Raw genomic sequence first — 16,242 nt, forward strand, 5'->3', positions numbered from 1 at the left:
AAAATTCAAAATGCAAATCTCAAAATGCAAAATTTTGGAGTATCGTGAAAGTTTTTTGAAGAAAAACTTTCACTCCTTAATTTTGATTTCTGATCTCTGATTTTTGATTTTATCTTGCGTATTCTATCGCCCGAAGTTCTCGTATGACGTTCACCTTGATCTCTCCGGGATACTTGAGATCTTCTTGAATACGATGGGCAATATTTTTTGCCAGAATGTGTGCTTCCGCATCACTGATCCGATCAGGTGTTACAAAAACCCTCACTTCTCTGCCCGCCTGTATGGCATATGCTTTCTCCACGCCTTCGAATGAAGTTGCGATTTTCTCAAGCTCTTCCAGGCGTTTCAGATAGATTTCTACCGTGTCTCGTCTTGCGCCGGGCCGGGCACCCGAGAGCGCATCGGCGATCTGCACAATGATCGATTCAATGGTCTCGTAGGGATATTCTTCATGATGGGCCTGCATGGCCTTGACCACCGTTTCCTCAACGCCGAATTTCTGCAAAATTTTCCTGCCGATCTCCACATGGGTGCCCGGCACTTCATGATCAACGGCTTTGCCGATATCATGGAGCAGTGCACCTTTTTTGGATACTTGCACGTCCGCGCTAAGCTCACTTGCGAGCATTCCGGCGATATGCGCCATTTCCACCGAGTGTGCGAGCACGTTCTGCCCATAACTTGTGCGATAATGGAGCCTCCCTATGATTGGCAGGAGGCGCGGATCAAGGCCGGTGATGCCCGCGTCATACACGGCCTGCTCCGCGGCTTCACGCATTTTTTGATTTATGGCAGTCTTTGCCCATTCTACGGTATCCTCAATGCGTGCCGGTTGAATCCGTCCGTCGGCAATAAGTTTTTCGATAGCCGCCTTGGCGATGGCGCGGCGAACCGGATCAAACGACGAGAGAATGACGGCTTCGGGCGTATCGTCAATAATAATATCCACGCCCGTCAGGCGCTCCAGAGCTTTAATGTTGCGGCCTTCTTTCCCAATGATCCGTCCCTTCAGGTCGTCGGAGGGAAGATTGACAACGGTTGTAGTGGCGTCAGCCACATGGCTTGAGGCGTAGCGCTGGATCACCGTAGCCATGATGTCTTTGGCTTTGCGCTCAATGGCTTCGCTTCCTTCGCGCTCAAGACGTCTTAGGCGTTCCGAGATGTTATCCGCCGCTTCTTTTTCTGCTTTTGCCACAAGCTCGGATCGTGCTTGTTCCTGGCTCATCCCGCTGACGCGTTCCAATTCTTTGAATTCCTTTTCTTTCAGCGCCTCAAGCTCATCCTTCACCTGCTTGACCTTTACAATACGCGCCTTCAGAGCCTCATCGGCCTGTTCGAGTTCTCCGCTTTTCCGATCCAGCTGGTCCTCGCGGCGGAGCAGGCGGTCTTCAAGACGTTTTAACTCCTGCCTTCCTTCACGCTCTTCCCGCTTTGCTTCTTCGAGGAGTTTTTGCGCATCGTTCTTCGCTTTCAGCAGTATATCCTGCTCTTTTACATGCGCATCGCTAAGCAGTTTTCCTATACGCGCTTCCGCGGTATCTATTTGACGCTTGGCTATGGATTGGCGGGCCAGATACCCCAACACCGCTCCGACGCACAGAAATCCTGCGCCCGCCAGCACAAAGTAAATGCTGATGATCATAAGGTAGTAAGATCGCCCCAAAACCTTCGCGCGTACGAGCATTCAAGTTCTTTTTTTCGTGCGACTGCCGAAGAACCTCGGAATTGTTTTTTCCAAAAGCTCCCCAAAATCCAAATACAGTGTCTTTGCGAAAAAAGACCGAAAGAAAACTCGGACGACGGTAAGGGTGATCTACGGATAATTCCTGCATAATTAACGAGGTAAGCACTCTTATAATTCTTTATCTGAACATTAGCAAATACGCCATACATCTGTCAACCCCATCATTTTTTACGATTGGACACGGGAGCTCTAATATTTTAAAGTAAAGAAAAATCCCGAGATATAAATATCGCGGGATAGAGAAACTAGCGGATCCGTCGCATGTCTATCGTTTGTATATACGCCATAAATTTTTTTGGGTCTTTGTAGTTACAGCTCCGCATCCATTCCCGGAACCGTTTTTCTTTGGTCGGGTCAGTTCCGCTGTTTAGGAGCGCTGTAACCCAGAGGGCGAGACCCGTTATGGTGGCATCTTCGTCGCAAATCTTCAGGCCGCAAAGGTCGCATTGGATGGGCATGCGCTTGTCGATGTTCAAGTATTTCCAGCAGTGGATGTTAAAGTTGTTCTTGGCGCAATGTCCGAATTGCTCATGGGTCTCAACGGTACCACTGCTTACGTCTTGAAAAGAACAGTAGGAACACTGATATCCTTCAACCGTCATTACAATCGATTTCATGCTTCCTCCTGGGCAGCTAACATTTTTCAGAAATAGGGAAGCTGCTCGTGAAATCTGAAGATGCTCAGATTTCACTCCTTTTCCGGTATTGTATCGCTTCGGCAATGTGCTCGACGCGGATAGTTGGGCTTTGCGCAAGATCGGCAATGGTACGCGCGACTTTAAGAATGTGATGATAGCTTCGCGCCGAAAGCTTCATGCGCGTTACTGCATCTTTCAAAAGCGCCTCGCCCTTCTCGTCTACTTTGCAGAATTCTTTGAGGTCCTTCACGCCCATCTCGGCATTGGTGAGGATGGATTTATCTTTGAAGCGCTCTTTTTGCATTGCGCGCGCTGATTCTACGCGGGCGCGAATGGCCGAAGATTCCTCCGCAACTTTTTCGCTTGCTAGCTTTTCATATTTAAGGCGTGGGACTTCAACGTGCAGGTCAATGCGGTCAAGCAAGGGCCCAGAAATTTTCCGCTGGTATTTTAGGATGCTCGTTGCGGGGCAGGCGCATTCTTTTTCGGGGTCCGACGCATTTCCGCAGGGACACGGATTCATTGCCGCAACCAAGGTGAAACGGGCCGGAAAACTTATCGCGCCCTGCGCCCGGCTTATCGTGACTCGTCCTTCCTCAAGCGGTTGACGCAAATTTTCGAGCACCGAGCGCCCGAATTCTGGAAATTCGTCGAGAAACAAAATACCGCGGTGCGCGAGCGTGATCTCGCCCGGTCTAGGATATGTTCCTCCGCCAACGAGCGAGATGCCGGAGGCCGTGTGGTGCGGACTGCGGAAGGGACGGTCAGAAACGACCGATGTACGCGCGTCGAGAAGCCCTGCTATGGAAAATATCTTGGTAACCTCAAGAATTTCCTCTTGAGACATCCGCGGCATAATACCCACCATTGCCTGTGCAAGAAGCGTTTTGCCCGAGCCGGGTGGTCCCTGAAAAAGCACGTTATGTCCTCCGGAGGCCGCAATCTCCAGCGCCCGCTTTGCGTGTTCCTGTCCCTGAATGTAGGCCATGTCGAGAATTTGCCTTTCCCCCGGCATGTTTTCCTGTTCAATACGATCTTTGTCTGCTTCATATCGCTCAAGCACAACCTTTCCCAAAAGATGGTTCACGAGCTCTCCGAGCGTGCGGACGGGATAGACGATGGCGTCTTTAATGAGGCTTGCCTCGCGCCTATTTTCATACGGCACGAATACTTCATAAAGATCGTTCTTCGCAGCCATTTCAATAATGGGAAGAATGCCTGCAACGGGGCGCAGGGCGCCGTCGAGCGCCAACTCACCGATAAAAAGTTTTTCAAGGGGATCAAAAACAATTTGCCGGGTTGCGTGCAAAAACCCCATCGCAATAGGAAGGTCATACGCGGGACCCTCTTTTTTGATGTCCGCGGGCGCGAGGTTCACGATAACACGGTGCGCCTGGCGGTGCGGCGGATCGAAGCCGGAGTTTCGAAGCGCCGTCCCCACGCGTTCGCGCGCTTCTTCCACGGCTTTGTCGGGAAGGCCAACGATATGGAAGAGGTGAAGTCCAGGCGAAGTGTCCACCTCAACTTGAATGGGGATGGCATCAAGTCCCCAGGTTGCGCCGCTTGATATTTTTGAAGGCATGAATTCGTTTAACGCGGATAATCAATGTATGTGCGTGACAGCAAAGTGTAACAATTGGTGAAAGGTTGTGTCAACTACGTGTTCTCATTGCTCTTTCTTGAAGATTTGCTATCTTTACGGAGTAATAACAGTTCATTACCAATGGAGGATACAGACATGAAACGCGTTGTCGTAGAAAGTCCCTATGCGGGAGATGTTGAGCTTAATGTGGCTTATGCCCGAGCGTGTATGCGAGACAGCCTTCTGCGGAGGAGAGAGGCTCCTCTCGCAAGCCATCTGTTATATACCCAGTCCGGCGTGCTGGACGACACTATTCCGGAAGAACGCGCGCTCGGCATTGAGGCCGGACTTACGTGGGGAAATCTTGCAGAGGCGTCCGTGGTCTACACGGACCTTGGAATTTCAGGCGGCATGCAACAGGGTATCGAGCGGGCAGAGAAAGAAAAACGTCCCGTTGAGCGTCGAAGACTTTTCCAGGATGGCGAGGATATTGCCGGTCTTTTGAAATCCGGCACAAAGACGGAAACAAAAACGCCAGGTTCTTCAAAGCGTATTTTGGTGCTCACCGGGCCTACCGGAGCGGGCAAGACGGAACTTGCTACGCGTCTGAAAGAATCGGTGCCGAATGCCCGGTGGCTCGTGAGCACGACCACGCGCTCTCCCCGGGCGACCGACCGGGAATATGAGTATGTGACCGAGGAAGAATTTGACGCTTTATTTGCACAAGGAGCTTTCTTGTGGACCGAGGGGCAACGCGGCAAGCGATATGGTACCAAAAGGCTCTATGTGGAGCAGGCGATATCATCTCCACAGGCTTTCATGCTTGCGATTCTTACTCCCAAAACGGCGAAAATACTCAAGACGTTGTATCCAGAGAATACGATGGCGTTCTACCTTCTGGTGCCGGAGGACATACGCCGGGCGCGTCTTCAAAAACGCGGCGATAGCGCCGAGAACATTGCCAAGGGCATCAAAGACTCTTGTCAGTGGGATACTGAAATCTCTTCACAAACCGACAAGGGTGTTCCGGTCTTTGATGACGTTATTAGGAACGACCGGGACGGAGACCTTTCGCTTCCGTTCTCCTATCTTTACGGAGCGGTCATGGTGCGGAGCGGCAAGGTTCCTGCAATTGCAATTTAAAACAAAACTTGCTCCGTGCACGGAGCAAGTTTTTCTTTTACAAAGTTTTTATACTACTCATTCCTCGGCTTCCTTTGCATGCTCCAGACAATATTCCGCTTCGGGAACTGCGCGAAGTCTCTCGGGCGCGATGTCCTGCCCGCATTTCTCGCATACGCCGTATACACCCTTCTCCATCTTATTGAGCGCGTGTTCAATGCGCGCAAGCATCGGCTCAAGTGCTTCTTCCGTTGAGGCATTGATAATATATTGCTCGGCTTCATCCTGCCCCGCTTCTTCATCCTCGCCCATTTCAACGAATGTGGGCGCGTAGGACTTTCCCTCTTTTTTTGCAACCGTCCCAATGACCGCACGCAAACGAGCCTGTTCCCGTTTAAGTTTTTGTTGAAGTTCTTGAATGAGTACCGCATCCATATAGAAACAGTATACTACAATTCCTTTTACTTACAAGGGATTGTAGACAGGCGTCAAGCGATAGTGATATACTGCACCTTGCGTTATGATAGAAAAATATACTACAGCGATAAAAAAGCTTTCTGGGCCGGGGATGCATGAGATAACGGTGGAAGTTGCCCCTCCGGATGTTGAGACGTGTTTTCAGAAAGCTCTGCGCCGTCTCGCCCAGACATTGGAGATCGAGGGGTTTCGTAAGGGCAAGATACCTCCTGCTATGGCCGAGAAATATATCCGCACCGATGCTCTATTTAACGAAGCAGCGCATATTGCTATAGAGAACACATATCCGGATGTGGTGAAGCACCACCAGATTGAAGCAATCGGCAAACCCGAAATTGAGGTGGTAAAGATCGCCCGGGGAGATTCCTTGCAATACAAAGTGCGCGTTGCGGCACTTGGCGACGTTAAACTGCCCGACTGGAAAAAGACACGCATGCATCGCAAAGAGATTGCTATGACCGAACCGGAGCTTGAAAAAGCACTGGAATATTTGCAAAAATCACGGGTTCGCTATGTTGCCAGCACTCATCCTGCCCGAAAAGGAGATTTTGCGGAGATTGATTTTACCATACGACTCGGGGGTGTTATTATAGAAGGTGGAAGCGCCCAAAAACATCCTTTTGTGCTTGGAGAGGGGAGATTTATTCCGGGATTTGAGGAGCAGATAGAGGGGATGAATGTGAGTGAAGAAAAGACGTTCTTGCTGACATTCCCCGACAGCTATCACGAGAAAGCATACGCGGGACGCGAAGTGGCCTGTACGGTGAAGCTTATAAGCCTTCTTGACCGCATTATTCCCCAGAGAGACGATGCTTTTGCCCAGAGCCTCGGAGATTTTAAAACTTTTGAAGAACTTAAAAAAAGCGTTGAAGGCGGTATTCGGAGAGAGAAAGAGGAGCATGAAACATCCCGCGTTCGCCTAGAGGCAATAAGCGAGATAGCGCGTAACGCGAAAATGGAAATTCCCGATGTACTGATAGAGCGTGAAATTGAAAAGATGTTCCAGGATCTTGAAGAACGGGTCGGAGGAATGAGCCTTTCTTTCGAAGCGTATCTCGATCATCTCAAAAAATCACGCAAGGAGCTCGAAGCTGACTGGCGGCCGGAGGCCCAAAAGCGCGTACGCATTGCGTTGGCGCTCCGCGCCATCGCAAAAAGCGAGCGCCTTGTCATCCCTGCAGAAAAAGTGGAAGAACGCGTACAGGAAATCATGAAAAATCGCTCATCGGAGAAAGAGGCGAAAAAGCGGTATGACAAAGAGGTGTTGCGGGAGTATGCCGAAAGCGTGTTGATGAACGAAGAAGTGTTCAATCTTTTGGAGAAAGAATGCATTATAGAAACTAATGTCTAATATCTAATGCCTAATTTTCAATAAAATCTTCGACTGTTCTACTCACCCTTTCTTTTATTGGATATTAGAAATTAGAAATTGGAGATTCTTTGTATGGAACTCATCCCCATGGTCATCGAAAAAAGCCCCACCGGAGAGCGGGCGTATGATATTTATTCTCGATTGCTTAAGGACCGCATCATTTTTCTTGGCAGTCCCGTGCATGACGTGGTGGCAAACAGCATCATCGCGCAATTGCTCTTTTTGGACAACCAAGACGGTAAAAAAGATATCAAACTTTACATCAACAGTCCCGGAGGCTCGGTAACTTCGGCGCTTGCCATCTACGACACCATGCAGTACGTGAAAGCGCCCGTTTCAACCATCTGCATTGGGCTGGCAGCTTCTGCTGCGGCCATATTGCTTGCCGCAGGAGCCGACGGGAAGCGATACGCGTTGCCGAATGCCGAAGTGCTTATTCATCAAGTTATGGGGGGCGCAGAAGGACAGGCAACGGAAATCGAAATTTCTGCCCGGCATATTTTGAAGGTGAGAGAGCGGCTGAATGCCATCCTGGCTATGCACACGGGCCAAAAAATAGAGAAGATCAATCAGGATACCGATCGTGACTTCTTCATGACCGCCCAGGAAGCGAAGGTTTATGGTATTGTGGATAAAGTTTTGTCCAAAATTTCATAAAATTTTCTGAACAGAACGGCATTCCACCCCCGCTTGTTCGGCAAGACGTGGCGCGAGGATGGGATTGTCGAACAGCAGAAGAAGGAATCATTCGCTTTGTATCAAAAAACCGCCGGTTAAAACCGGCGGTTTTTCTTAGATCAAAGCAGTCCCATTAGGCTTCTCCCGGTGATTTCGGGAGGCTTTTTCACGCCGAGAAGTTCCAGGATCGTAGGCGCAATGTCCGCGAGCACTCCCATCGGCTGGCCGAATCGGCGTTCAAGTTCTTTTTCCTCTCTTAGGGCCCGGAAGCGGTTTCGGCTCGTTATAAAATAGAGGGGGACAAGATTTTCGCTGTGTCCTGTTTTTACGTTCCCTGTTCTGGTGTTAAAAAGTTCCTCGGCGCTTCCATGGTCGCTCGTGATGATAAGCGCGCCGCGCCGGTGCGCGATAGATTTATAAATACGTTCCACGGCGCGGTCAACGGCCTCTGCCGCCCTCATCGTCGTCTGGTAGTTTCCGGTGTGCGCGGCCGCGTCTGCATTTGCCAGATTTGCGATGATGCATTCGTATCCCGTACGCTCCACTGCCCGTACGATCTCTTGGCTGATATCGTCTGCGCGCATTTCCGGATGTAGCGCAAGATTTTCCGCAGGGTCTGACGGAAGGACAGAGCGGCTTTCAAAAGCGAACGGCTCCTCTCTCCCACCGCTGAAAAAGTATGTAAGATGGGCAATCTTTTGGGATTCGGCAATCTTCAATTGTTTTATGCCGTGTCTTGAGATAACTTCGGAAAGAGGATTTAAGATGTCCGGTTCCGAGAAAGCAACACCGACCGGAAGATTTTTTTCATATTGCGTAAAAGTTGCAATGTACAGGTTTTGCAGGAAAGGACGCGAGAAACCGTCGAAATCAGGCAGGGCAAACGCGGAGACCAGCTCCCGCATGCCGTCTTTGCGAAAGTTAAAAAAGATAACGGCATCGTTGGGCCGGATGTATCCTTCCCCGTTCGCTCCGCCAAGGATGCTTGCGGCGGGCGTGATAAATTCATCCGTGACGCCCCTCACGTATTCTCCGCTCACGTGCTCCAGAAGGTCTCCGACTTTCATGCCCGCCTCTCCCGTAAGGGTTTTGTAGGCAGACTCTACTCTATCCCATGCTCCCGAGTGATCCATCGCATAGTATCGTCCCATGATCGTTGCGTATTGCACCGGGTAGGAATTTTCCGAAATACGGTAACGGACGCTTTCAAGTATGCTAAGCGCTTGTCCCGGCGGGCTATCCTTGCCGTCGGTGAAGACATGCAGCAAGGTTGGCGTTTTGGTTCTTTGTGCAAGTTCAAAAAGCGCGTAGAGATGTTCGAGATAACTGTGGACGGCCGCTCCGGAGACAAGCCCCACAATATGGAGCCGAGAATGATATTTTTTGGTATGCGCTATAGCGCCAACCAGGACCGGGTTTTCAAAAAAAATCCCATTACGGATCTCTTGCAAAATACGAGGCAAATGATGGTATACGATCCTGCCGGTACCAATTGCAGTGTGCCCGGCTTCAGAATTACCCGGCTCCCCCCACAGCAAGCCTACGGAAAAACCGGAAGCCCGCAGGGCCAGCGAGGGATGAAACGCGGCAATGTAGTCTAGTGCCGGAGTATACGCCTCCCTGATCGCGTTACCCCGAAGATTGCGCGTTATTCCCCACCCGTCCAAAACCAACAGCACAACGGGACTGATAATCATGATCTCAGTATACCCTTCGTGGTCTATCGCGACAACGTATTTTTTTTTAAACTTGAATTTTGTCTTATCCGAGACTACACTAAAGGACACATGCGCCGCAACAGATTTATCGGAAGGAGATCGTCTCGCGCCCTACGCTTCTTTAGGTTTTTAACGTTCTTTGGTTTGGGGCTCTTTGTTTTCGGGATGCTTTTTCTCGGCGGTTTTTTCATTTATGCCGCGAAGGATCTTCCGAGCCCAGGAAAATTCGCCGAGCGGCAGGTAGCCGAATCCACGAAAATATTCGATCGTACCGGCACGGTGCTTTTGTATGATATTCACGGTGAGGAAAAACGCACGGTGATAGCCTCGCAGGATATCCCCGACACGGTGAAAAAAGCAACTGTGGCCGTGGAGGATGACAATTTTTACCACCATATCGGCATAGAGCCAAAGGCCATGTTGCGCGCAGCTTGGGCGAATGTGCGCCGGTACAGCATTCGCCAGGGAGGGAGCACCATCACCCAACAGCTTATCGGCAACACGCTTACCAATCGCCGTGAGCGAACCATCTTCCGTAAGGTCAAAGACATAATTCTTGCGATCGAGCTCGAACGCAAATATTCCAAAGACGAGATTCTTACGTTTTACCTGAATCAAATTCCTTACGGCGCGAACGCTTATGGAATTGAAGCGGCTGCGCAAACCTATTTTGGCACCTCGGCTCGTACCATGTCGCTTGCGCAAACCGCATCACTTGTAGCGCTTCCCAAAGCCCCTACGCGCTACTCGCCGTACGGCTCTCACCTCGACGAATTGCTGCAGAGGAAAGATTTTGTGCTAAAGCGCATGCAAACATTGGGATATATCACAAAAGAACAGGAAGAAGCCGCAAAGAACGAGGAACTTGTTTTTGCTCCCAATCGCCAGAATATTCTCGCTCCCCATTTCGTATTCCATGTTCGAGAAATTCTGGAGAGTTTATACGGAGACAGGTATCTTGAAGAAGGGGGGCTTCACATCGTCACGTCGCTCGATTGGGACCTCCAGCAAAAAGCCGAGGAATTGGTGAAAAAACATGCGCTCAAAAATGAAAAACAATATAAAGCTGAAAACGCGGCCTTGGTTGCCATTGACCCGGGAACGGGAGACGTGCTTGCCATGGTCGGTTCTCGCGATTACTTCGATCCGGAGATCGACGGCAATGTGAATGTCGCAACGCGCCTTCGGCAACCGGGCTCCTCTTTCAAACCGTTTGCCTACGCCACGGCTTTCGCTAAAGGCTTTACTCCAAACACCGTACTTTTTGACCTTGAGACGAACTTCGGTTCGGATGGAGCGAAGGAGTACGTTCCGAGGAATTATGACAACAAGTTCCGAGGACCGGTCACGATGCGGCAGGCTCTTGCGCAGTCTCTCAACATACCGTCGGTGAAAACGTTATATCTTGCCGGAGTGGAACAAACTATTCAGATGGCAGAATCGATGGGCATCACGACCTTATCCGATCGTGGGCGTTTTGGACTCTCATTGGTGCTTGGAGGAGGAGAGTTGACGCTCCTGCAAGAGACCGGGGCCTATGCGACATTTGCCGCCGATGGTATTTTTCATGAGATTCGCCCCATTCTTTCCATAGTAGATATATCGGGAGACATTCTTCGCGCATATACGTCCGAAGAAAGGCGCGTAATAACAGAACAATCCTCTCGCCAGGTTACGGATATTCTTTCCGATAATGAAGCGCGAGCTCCCGTTTTTGGAGCAGAGAGCGCTTTGTATCTTGGTCCTGATATTAAGGCTGCGGCAAAGACAGGAACCACGCAAGACAACAGGGATGCGTGGGTACTGGGCTATACTACGGGTCTTGCGGCCGGTGTTTGGGTGGGCAACAATGATAATAGCAGCATGAGTGAAAAGGGCGCCGGAATTTCCGCCGCAGGGCCTCTATGGAACGAATTTATGAAATTTGCCGCGCGTACGTATGCCGCTGAGGATTTTCCCGCTCCCGACACTGCGCCCGCCGGAAAGGCGGTGCTTGACGGAAAACTTGGCGGCGAGGCCATTGTCCCCATTGATAAGCTAAGCGGAAAGCGCGCAACCGAATTTACCCCAAAGCACTTAATCGAACAGCGCGCCTATCCCCAAGTGCACACTATTCTCGCGTTTGTCGATAAAAATGATCCGCGAGGGCCGATTCCGCAAAACCCAGAAGAAGATTCTCAATATTGGAATTGGGAGCATACGATCGAGCAGTGGGTACTCACTGAAAATGCGCAAGGCGGCCACTATAACGAACTGCCGCCGGAATCATACGACGATATCCACACGGAAAGTTCTATTCCGCGTGTCATGCTCCGTGCACCGTACGCGGGAGAAATTATCCGGTCAAGAGCCGTACATATTGCAGCCGATGTGGCATCTTTTCGGCCCGTTACGCGCGTGGAGTTCTATTTTGATTCGCTCTTTATTTCAAGCGACTTCACGTCGCCTTACACCTATACCTATATACTTCCCCAGCGTATTACAGGCGCTCTGCACACATTCAGCGTGCGCGTGTATGATGACGTAGAAAACATGGCTAAGGATACGCGCGAGGTAACTATTGACCCTTCTTCGGGCGTAACTATCGAAAATCCGGAACCGTCGGATATCTCGGCAGAGACACCGCTTCCGTCGGTATTCCAAGAGCTATCTCCGGATATCTAATACGTGCAGTCTTGTGCAAACTCCGGTTCTTTGGTAGGATATTGTCGTTTTGTAATTCACGATTTTTAGAATCGATGCCAATCCCATTACCCCATCGAAAACCCATAAAAAGAGTCTCACCCATCTCGTCCCGTCTCACACTGCCTCTTACGGCCGTTCTTGTTTTCTTGGCGGCCTGCTACGCCCATCCCAAGCTTTGGGATAGGCCGGCTGATTTTTTGAACGCCAGAGTGTTCAAAAAAATTTCCTGGGAGCTCCCGCATTTTAAAAAAACTCCTTTCCGGCTGGGTCTTGACCTACAGGGAGGAACGCATCTGGTGTACGAAGCCGATGTTTCAAGTATCGTCGGAAGCGCGGGAGATGCCCTTGAGGGCGTGCGGGATGTCATAGAGCGGCGGGTGAACCTTTTCGGCGTGGCAGAGCCGGTAGTTGAAGTGAACCGAGTGGGTGATCGCTGGAGACTTATCGTGGAGCTTGCCGGTGTACAGGATGTGGAAGAGGCCATCAAACAGATCGGAGAGACGCCATTTTTGGAATTCCGCAAACCGCGTCCGGAGGAGGAAACGACAACACTGCTTGAGGAACTGAAAAGCCCGACTTCTGCCGCAAGCATTGCGCGTACCGATCCCTATTTCGTCCCCACGGAACTTAACGGAAGATTTTTAGAGCGCACCGAGGTAACGTTCGATCCCAATACATCCGCGCCAACCGTATCCCTGCAGTTCGATGACGAAGGGGCGCGTCTTTTTGAGAATCTCACGAAAGAATTTCTGCAAAAACCCATAGCAGTGTATCTCGACGGCGCAGCAATTTCTGTTCCTACGGTACAAAGTGTAATCACCGGGGGGCAAGCGATTATTTCCGGGAACTTCACGGTACGCGAGGCCCGGCAGCTTGCCGACCGCATGAATGCCGGAGCCTTGCCCGTTCCCATCAAGATTGTCTCGCAGGAGACGGTGGGCGCGGCTCTCGGCTCGGAGTCTGTTGCAAAGAGCCTTAAAGCGGGCATGGTAGGTTTCTTGCTCGTCGCGCTTTTTATGATCGTCTGGTACCGCCTGCCCGGACTTTTTGCCGCTCTTGCCCTTGTCTGCTATGTCGTATTGGTTCTTTTTGTATTCAAGCTTGTGCCGGTAACGCTAACCCTTTCGGGTATTGCGGGGTTCATTCTTTCCATGGGTATTGCGGTTGATGCCAACGTCCTTATTTTTGAGCGCATGAAGGAAGAATTCAAAAAAGGATTCGGATTTTCCCAGGGTATTACCGAGGGATTCGGAAGAGCATGGCCCTCCATTCGCGACTCCAATGTTTCCTCGCTGATTACCGCATTCATACTTTTTTGGGTCGGTTCGGGCGTGGTGAAGGGATTCGCGCTTACGCTCATTATCGGTATCATCGTGAGCCTTTTTTCGGCAATATTCATCACCCGCTCGCTTCTGTTGATATTCGCGGGAACGCGCGCGGAGGGATGGCGATGGCTGTTTCTCCAAAGCCCAAATGTCCAAACTCAAATGTCAAATCAAACCCAAAGTCCAAATGTCAGAGGTATTTGAAAACGATTTCTATTTGGCATTTGAAATTTGATATTTGGATTTTCTGCAATTATGCTCCCCATCATCCAAAAATCGAAAATATGGTATGCGATTTCCGGAACGAGTGTTGTTGTGTGTATTATCGTGCTCTTTTTGTGGAGGCTGAATTTTAGCATCGATTTTACGGGCGGGAGCTTTCTTGCGATTGAATTCTCCCAAGGACGGCCGGAAGCGCAAAATGTTCTTGAGACTTTGAAATCTCTTGATTTCGGAGAAGCGATTCTCCAAAACGCCGGCGAGAAAGGCATAAATATGAGATTTCGCGAAATTGACGATGTAAAGCACAAAGAAGTCATTCGAGTTCTGAAAGAAAAATTTCCCGGTGCCGAAGAGCGGCGGTTTGAAACCATCGGGAGCGTTATCGGCAAAGAGCTTAAAACGCGCTCGCTTTGGGCGCTTGGAGCGGTATTGCTGTTCGTTCTGTTATTTATCGCCTGGTCGTTCCGCAAGGTGTCGCGTCCCGTGCCAAGCTGGCAATACGGAATAAGCGCAGTCATCACTCTTTTCCATGATGTGATCATCACTCTCGGAGCATTCTCCGCGCTCGGCCACTATTTGCACATTGAAGTCGGAGCTTCTTTCATCGCCGCAATTCTCACAGTCCTCGCATATTCCGTTAGCGACACCATCGTGGTATTCGATCGTATCCGGGAAAATCTTTTCAAAATGCGGAATGTCCAATTTTCCGACGTGGTTAATGCATCCGTAAACCAGACGATGCACCGCTCCATCAATACATCGCTCACCATCCTGCTGTCGCTTGCAGCCATCTTCTTCTTTGGCGGCGAGTCAATCAAATACTTCGCCCTCACGCTCATCATCGGTATTTCCATCGGCACGTACTCCTCGATCTTTCTCGCATCTCCTATTTTGGTCACCTGGCAAGAACGCCGGAAGAAGAGCTAGTTTTTTCTGGGACTGGACAGGATTTCGTGTTGGTGGTATGGTCTGGATGTTCTTGAGAAGTAAGTTGGCACGAAGTTGGCATGAGGAACTTGACGTATTATATACTTCATGCTAAACTAAATTGTGGAGGGCTTTTAAGAATAAATAATAGCTAATTTAAGCCCTTTTTATGAGCATTATTTCTCCGATAAAATTCGATACCCTTGTAAATGAAGCCGTGGATACGCTTCCTAAGCGCACGAAAATCGTTGTAGCGCGTCGTTTTGGTTTGAAGAACGGCAAGCGGGAAACCCTTGAAGCTATCGGTAGAGATTATGATATTACGCGTGAACGCGTCCGCCAGATAGAGAACGATGCGTTGCGTCAGCTTTCGCGCGAAGAAGTGCTCTCGCAGCTTTCCCCGGCCTTTACATATCTGGAAGATCATTTTAAGGAATATGGCAATGTGCGGGCGGAGGAAAAGATACTTGAACATCTCTCGGGTGAGGCGCATCCGCATCCGCGAAGGCAGGCAATCTTGTTTGTTCTTACTCTCGGCGACAAGTTCGTCCACGAGTCCGAATCGGATGCCTATCATGCGCACTGGGTTACCGACGAGGCCTCGCGCCGAAAGATGACGGACATGGTTACGCACCTGATCGCAAAACTTCAAGAGACGCAATATCGCACCTGGGAAGAAGAAGAATTGCTTAATGCGGCGAAAGCTTATGTTGGCATGGACGATCGGACGGCGCGCTCGTACCTCGAGATCTCAAAAGAGATCGGTAGCAACGTATTCGGTCAGTTCGGACTTACCCAGTGGCCGGAGATAACACCCGCAGGCGTTCGTGATAAGGCGTATCTCGTGATGCGGAGAGAAGGCAAACCCCTGCACTTTTCCGGAATTACCGAACGCATCAACCAGGCAAAGTTTTCTGATCGTAAGGCATATGTGCAGACCGTGCACAACGAACTTATTAAAGACAAGCGTTTCGTGCTGGTTGGCAGAGGATTGTACGCGCTTTCCGAGTGGGGCTATACCCCCGGTACGGTCCGTGACGTATTGGCGGAAGTTCTAAAAGAAAAGGGGCCGCTTACCAAAGAAGAAGTAGTGGAGGAAACGCTGAAGCGCCGCATGGTCCGTCCTAATACCATCGTGCTCAATCTCCAGAATCCGAAATTTTTCATCAGGGTTGAAGGCGGGAAATATGCCCTCGCAAACAGCTAAGTACGCAGTAACACAGATTTTGAGAACATCGCGGGTTTTCCCCGCGATGTTTTAGTGTCTTTGCCGGCGCATATGGTAAAAATTTCGGCACGAAGATCTCGTAGTAGCGCGCGCACTGTTATGGTGTTTGGCGTTTTTGATCGTCTGCATCCCGGACATCTTTTCTTTTTGCGTCGGGCATCTTCATACGGCGATAGGCTCATTGCGATCGTTGCCCGTGCGAGTGCGGTGTCCATGCTTAAGAAAAAAATTCCAAGCGACCCCGAAAAAACGCGTCTTAAGGGGCTTCGAAGGCTCGACGCTGTGTGGCGTGCGATACTCGGTGACCGGGAACAAGGAACATACACGGTTGTTAGAAAATATAAACCGGCTGTTATTTGTCTTGGTTACGACCAGCGGGCTCTTGGGAGAGATATCCGAGAAAAAATAAAATTCGGCATGCTCCCGAGAATCAGACTTATCCGCATACGCGCGTATCGGCCGGAGAAATATCATACCCGGTTGCTATAACCAGAGAGGTGGTCCAAATCGTAGTAGCAAGTTAA

The 16,242-nt window shown here is 50.2% G+C and carries 13 protein-coding genes; 8 read left to right on the forward strand and 5 right to left on the reverse strand.

All coding sequences use genetic code 11. From position 1 onward, the window contains the following. Positions 1–109: 109 nt before the first annotated feature. From rny to Q7S09_03185, 3 genes are all read right to left on the reverse strand, one after another. Positions 110–1,642 (reverse strand): ribonuclease Y, encoded by a 1,533-nt coding sequence (gene rny, locus Q7S09_03175; GenBank protein ID MDO8558165.1) that lies wholly within the window; start codon positions 1,640–1,642, stop codon positions 110–112. 347 nt (positions 1,643–1,989) lie between these two features. Further along, positions 1,990–2,361 (reverse strand): hypothetical protein, encoded by a 372-nt coding sequence (locus Q7S09_03180; GenBank protein ID MDO8558166.1) that lies wholly within the window; start codon positions 2,359–2,361, stop codon positions 1,990–1,992. Positions 2,362–2,425: 64 nt separating this feature from the next. Continuing rightward, positions 2,426–3,964 carry a YifB family Mg chelatase-like AAA ATPase gene (locus Q7S09_03185; protein MDO8558167.1) on the reverse strand — a complete coding sequence of 513 codons (1,539 nt, stop codon included), beginning with the start codon at positions 3,962–3,964 and terminating at the stop codon, positions 2,426–2,428. Positions 3,965–4,120: 156 nt separating this feature from the next. On the opposite strand from Q7S09_03185, the gene Q7S09_03190 reads away from it, so the two are divergent. Then, a complete protein-coding gene (locus Q7S09_03190) occupies positions 4,121–5,107 on the forward strand; it encodes a hypothetical protein (protein MDO8558168.1) in 987 nt (328 codons plus the stop codon). Between the two features lie 57 nt (positions 5,108–5,164). On the opposite strand, the gene Q7S09_03195 is transcribed toward Q7S09_03190, so the two are convergent. Continuing rightward, the gene (locus Q7S09_03195; protein ID MDO8558169.1) at positions 5,165–5,521 is read right to left on the reverse strand and encodes a TraR/DksA C4-type zinc finger protein; all 357 of its coding nucleotides are present in this window, start codon (positions 5,519–5,521) and stop codon (positions 5,165–5,167) included. An 85-nt stretch (positions 5,522–5,606) separates the two neighbouring features. Between Q7S09_03195 and tig the strand changes: the two genes are divergently transcribed. Beyond that, positions 5,607–6,914 (forward strand): trigger factor, encoded by a 1,308-nt coding sequence (tig, locus tag Q7S09_03200; protein ID MDO8558170.1) that lies wholly within the window; start codon positions 5,607–5,609, stop codon positions 6,912–6,914. Positions 6,915–7,007: 93 nt separating this feature from the next. Next, on the forward strand, positions 7,008–7,592 hold the full coding sequence (locus Q7S09_03205; GenBank protein ID MDO8558171.1) for an ATP-dependent Clp protease proteolytic subunit: 585 nt from the start codon (positions 7,008–7,010) through the stop codon (positions 7,590–7,592). A gap of 140 nt (positions 7,593–7,732) precedes the next feature. Here Q7S09_03205 and gpmI read toward each other — a convergent pair whose 3' ends face one another. After that, entirely contained in the window at positions 7,733–9,400 is a 1,668-nt protein-coding gene (gpmI, locus tag Q7S09_03210) for a 2,3-bisphosphoglycerate-independent phosphoglycerate mutase (protein MDO8558172.1), read from the reverse strand. Between the two features lie 96 nt (positions 9,401–9,496). On the opposite strand from gpmI, the gene Q7S09_03215 reads away from it, so the two are divergent. The 5 genes from Q7S09_03215 to Q7S09_03235 all read left to right on the forward strand — a co-directional run bounded on the left by Q7S09_03215 (position 9,497) and on the right by Q7S09_03235 (position 16,207). Further along, positions 9,497–11,995, forward strand: coding sequence for a PBP1A family penicillin-binding protein (locus Q7S09_03215; protein ID MDO8558173.1), 2,499 nt, complete (start codon positions 9,497–9,499; stop codon positions 11,993–11,995). Positions 11,996–12,069: 74 nt separating this feature from the next. Beyond that, positions 12,070–13,545: a protein translocase subunit SecD gene (gene secD / locus Q7S09_03220; protein MDO8558174.1), complete on the forward strand. Its 1,476-nt coding sequence runs from the start codon at positions 12,070–12,072 to the stop codon at positions 13,543–13,545. 51 nt (positions 13,546–13,596) lie between these two features. Beyond that, entirely contained in the window at positions 13,597–14,490 is an 894-nt protein-coding gene (gene secF, locus Q7S09_03225; protein MDO8558175.1) for a protein translocase subunit SecF, read from the forward strand. A 169-nt stretch (positions 14,491–14,659) separates the two neighbouring features. Then, on the forward strand, positions 14,660–15,697 hold the full coding sequence (locus Q7S09_03230) for a sigma factor-like helix-turn-helix DNA-binding protein (protein MDO8558176.1): 1,038 nt from the start codon (positions 14,660–14,662) through the stop codon (positions 15,695–15,697). A gap of 120 nt (positions 15,698–15,817) precedes the next feature. After that, on the forward strand, positions 15,818–16,207 hold the full coding sequence (locus Q7S09_03235; GenBank protein ID MDO8558177.1) for an adenylyltransferase/cytidyltransferase family protein: 390 nt from the start codon (positions 15,818–15,820) through the stop codon (positions 16,205–16,207). Positions 16,208–16,242 lie beyond the last annotated feature (35 nt).

It is taken from the genome of bacterium (assembly GCA_030649025.1).
Classification (GTDB): domain Bacteria; phylum Patescibacteriota; class Minisyncoccia; order JAUYLV01; family JAUYLV01; genus JAUSGO01.

Excerpts from the sequence above, each read along its gene's own strand:
- rny (MDO8558165.1), bottom strand. The coding sequence starts at position 1,642 with ATGATCATCAGCATTTACTTTGTGCTGGCGGGCGCAGGATTTCTGTGC.
- Q7S09_03180 (MDO8558166.1), bottom strand. The coding sequence starts at position 2,361 with ATGAAATCGATTGTAATGACGGTTGAAGGATATCAGTGTTCCTACTGT.
- Q7S09_03185 (MDO8558167.1), bottom strand. The coding sequence starts at position 3,964 with ATGCCTTCAAAAATATCAAGCGGCGCAACCTGGGGACTTGATGCCATC.
- Q7S09_03190 (MDO8558168.1), top strand. The coding sequence starts at position 4,121 with ATGAAACGCGTTGTCGTAGAAAGTCCCTATGCGGGAGATGTTGAGCTT.
- Q7S09_03195 (MDO8558169.1), bottom strand. The coding sequence starts at position 5,521 with ATGGATGCGGTACTCATTCAAGAACTTCAACAAAAACTTAAACGGGAA.
- tig (MDO8558170.1), top strand. The coding sequence starts at position 5,607 with ATGATAGAAAAATATACTACAGCGATAAAAAAGCTTTCTGGGCCGGGG.
- Q7S09_03205 (MDO8558171.1), top strand. The coding sequence starts at position 7,008 with ATGGAACTCATCCCCATGGTCATCGAAAAAAGCCCCACCGGAGAGCGG.
- Q7S09_03215 (MDO8558173.1), top strand. The coding sequence starts at position 9,497 with ATGCTTTTTCTCGGCGGTTTTTTCATTTATGCCGCGAAGGATCTTCCG.
- secD (MDO8558174.1), top strand. The coding sequence starts at position 12,070 with ATGCCAATCCCATTACCCCATCGAAAACCCATAAAAAGAGTCTCACCC.
- secF (MDO8558175.1), top strand. The coding sequence starts at position 13,597 with ATGCTCCCCATCATCCAAAAATCGAAAATATGGTATGCGATTTCCGGA.
- Q7S09_03230 (MDO8558176.1), top strand. The coding sequence starts at position 14,660 with ATGAGCATTATTTCTCCGATAAAATTCGATACCCTTGTAAATGAAGCC.
- Q7S09_03235 (MDO8558177.1), top strand. The coding sequence starts at position 15,818 with ATGGTGTTTGGCGTTTTTGATCGTCTGCATCCCGGACATCTTTTCTTT.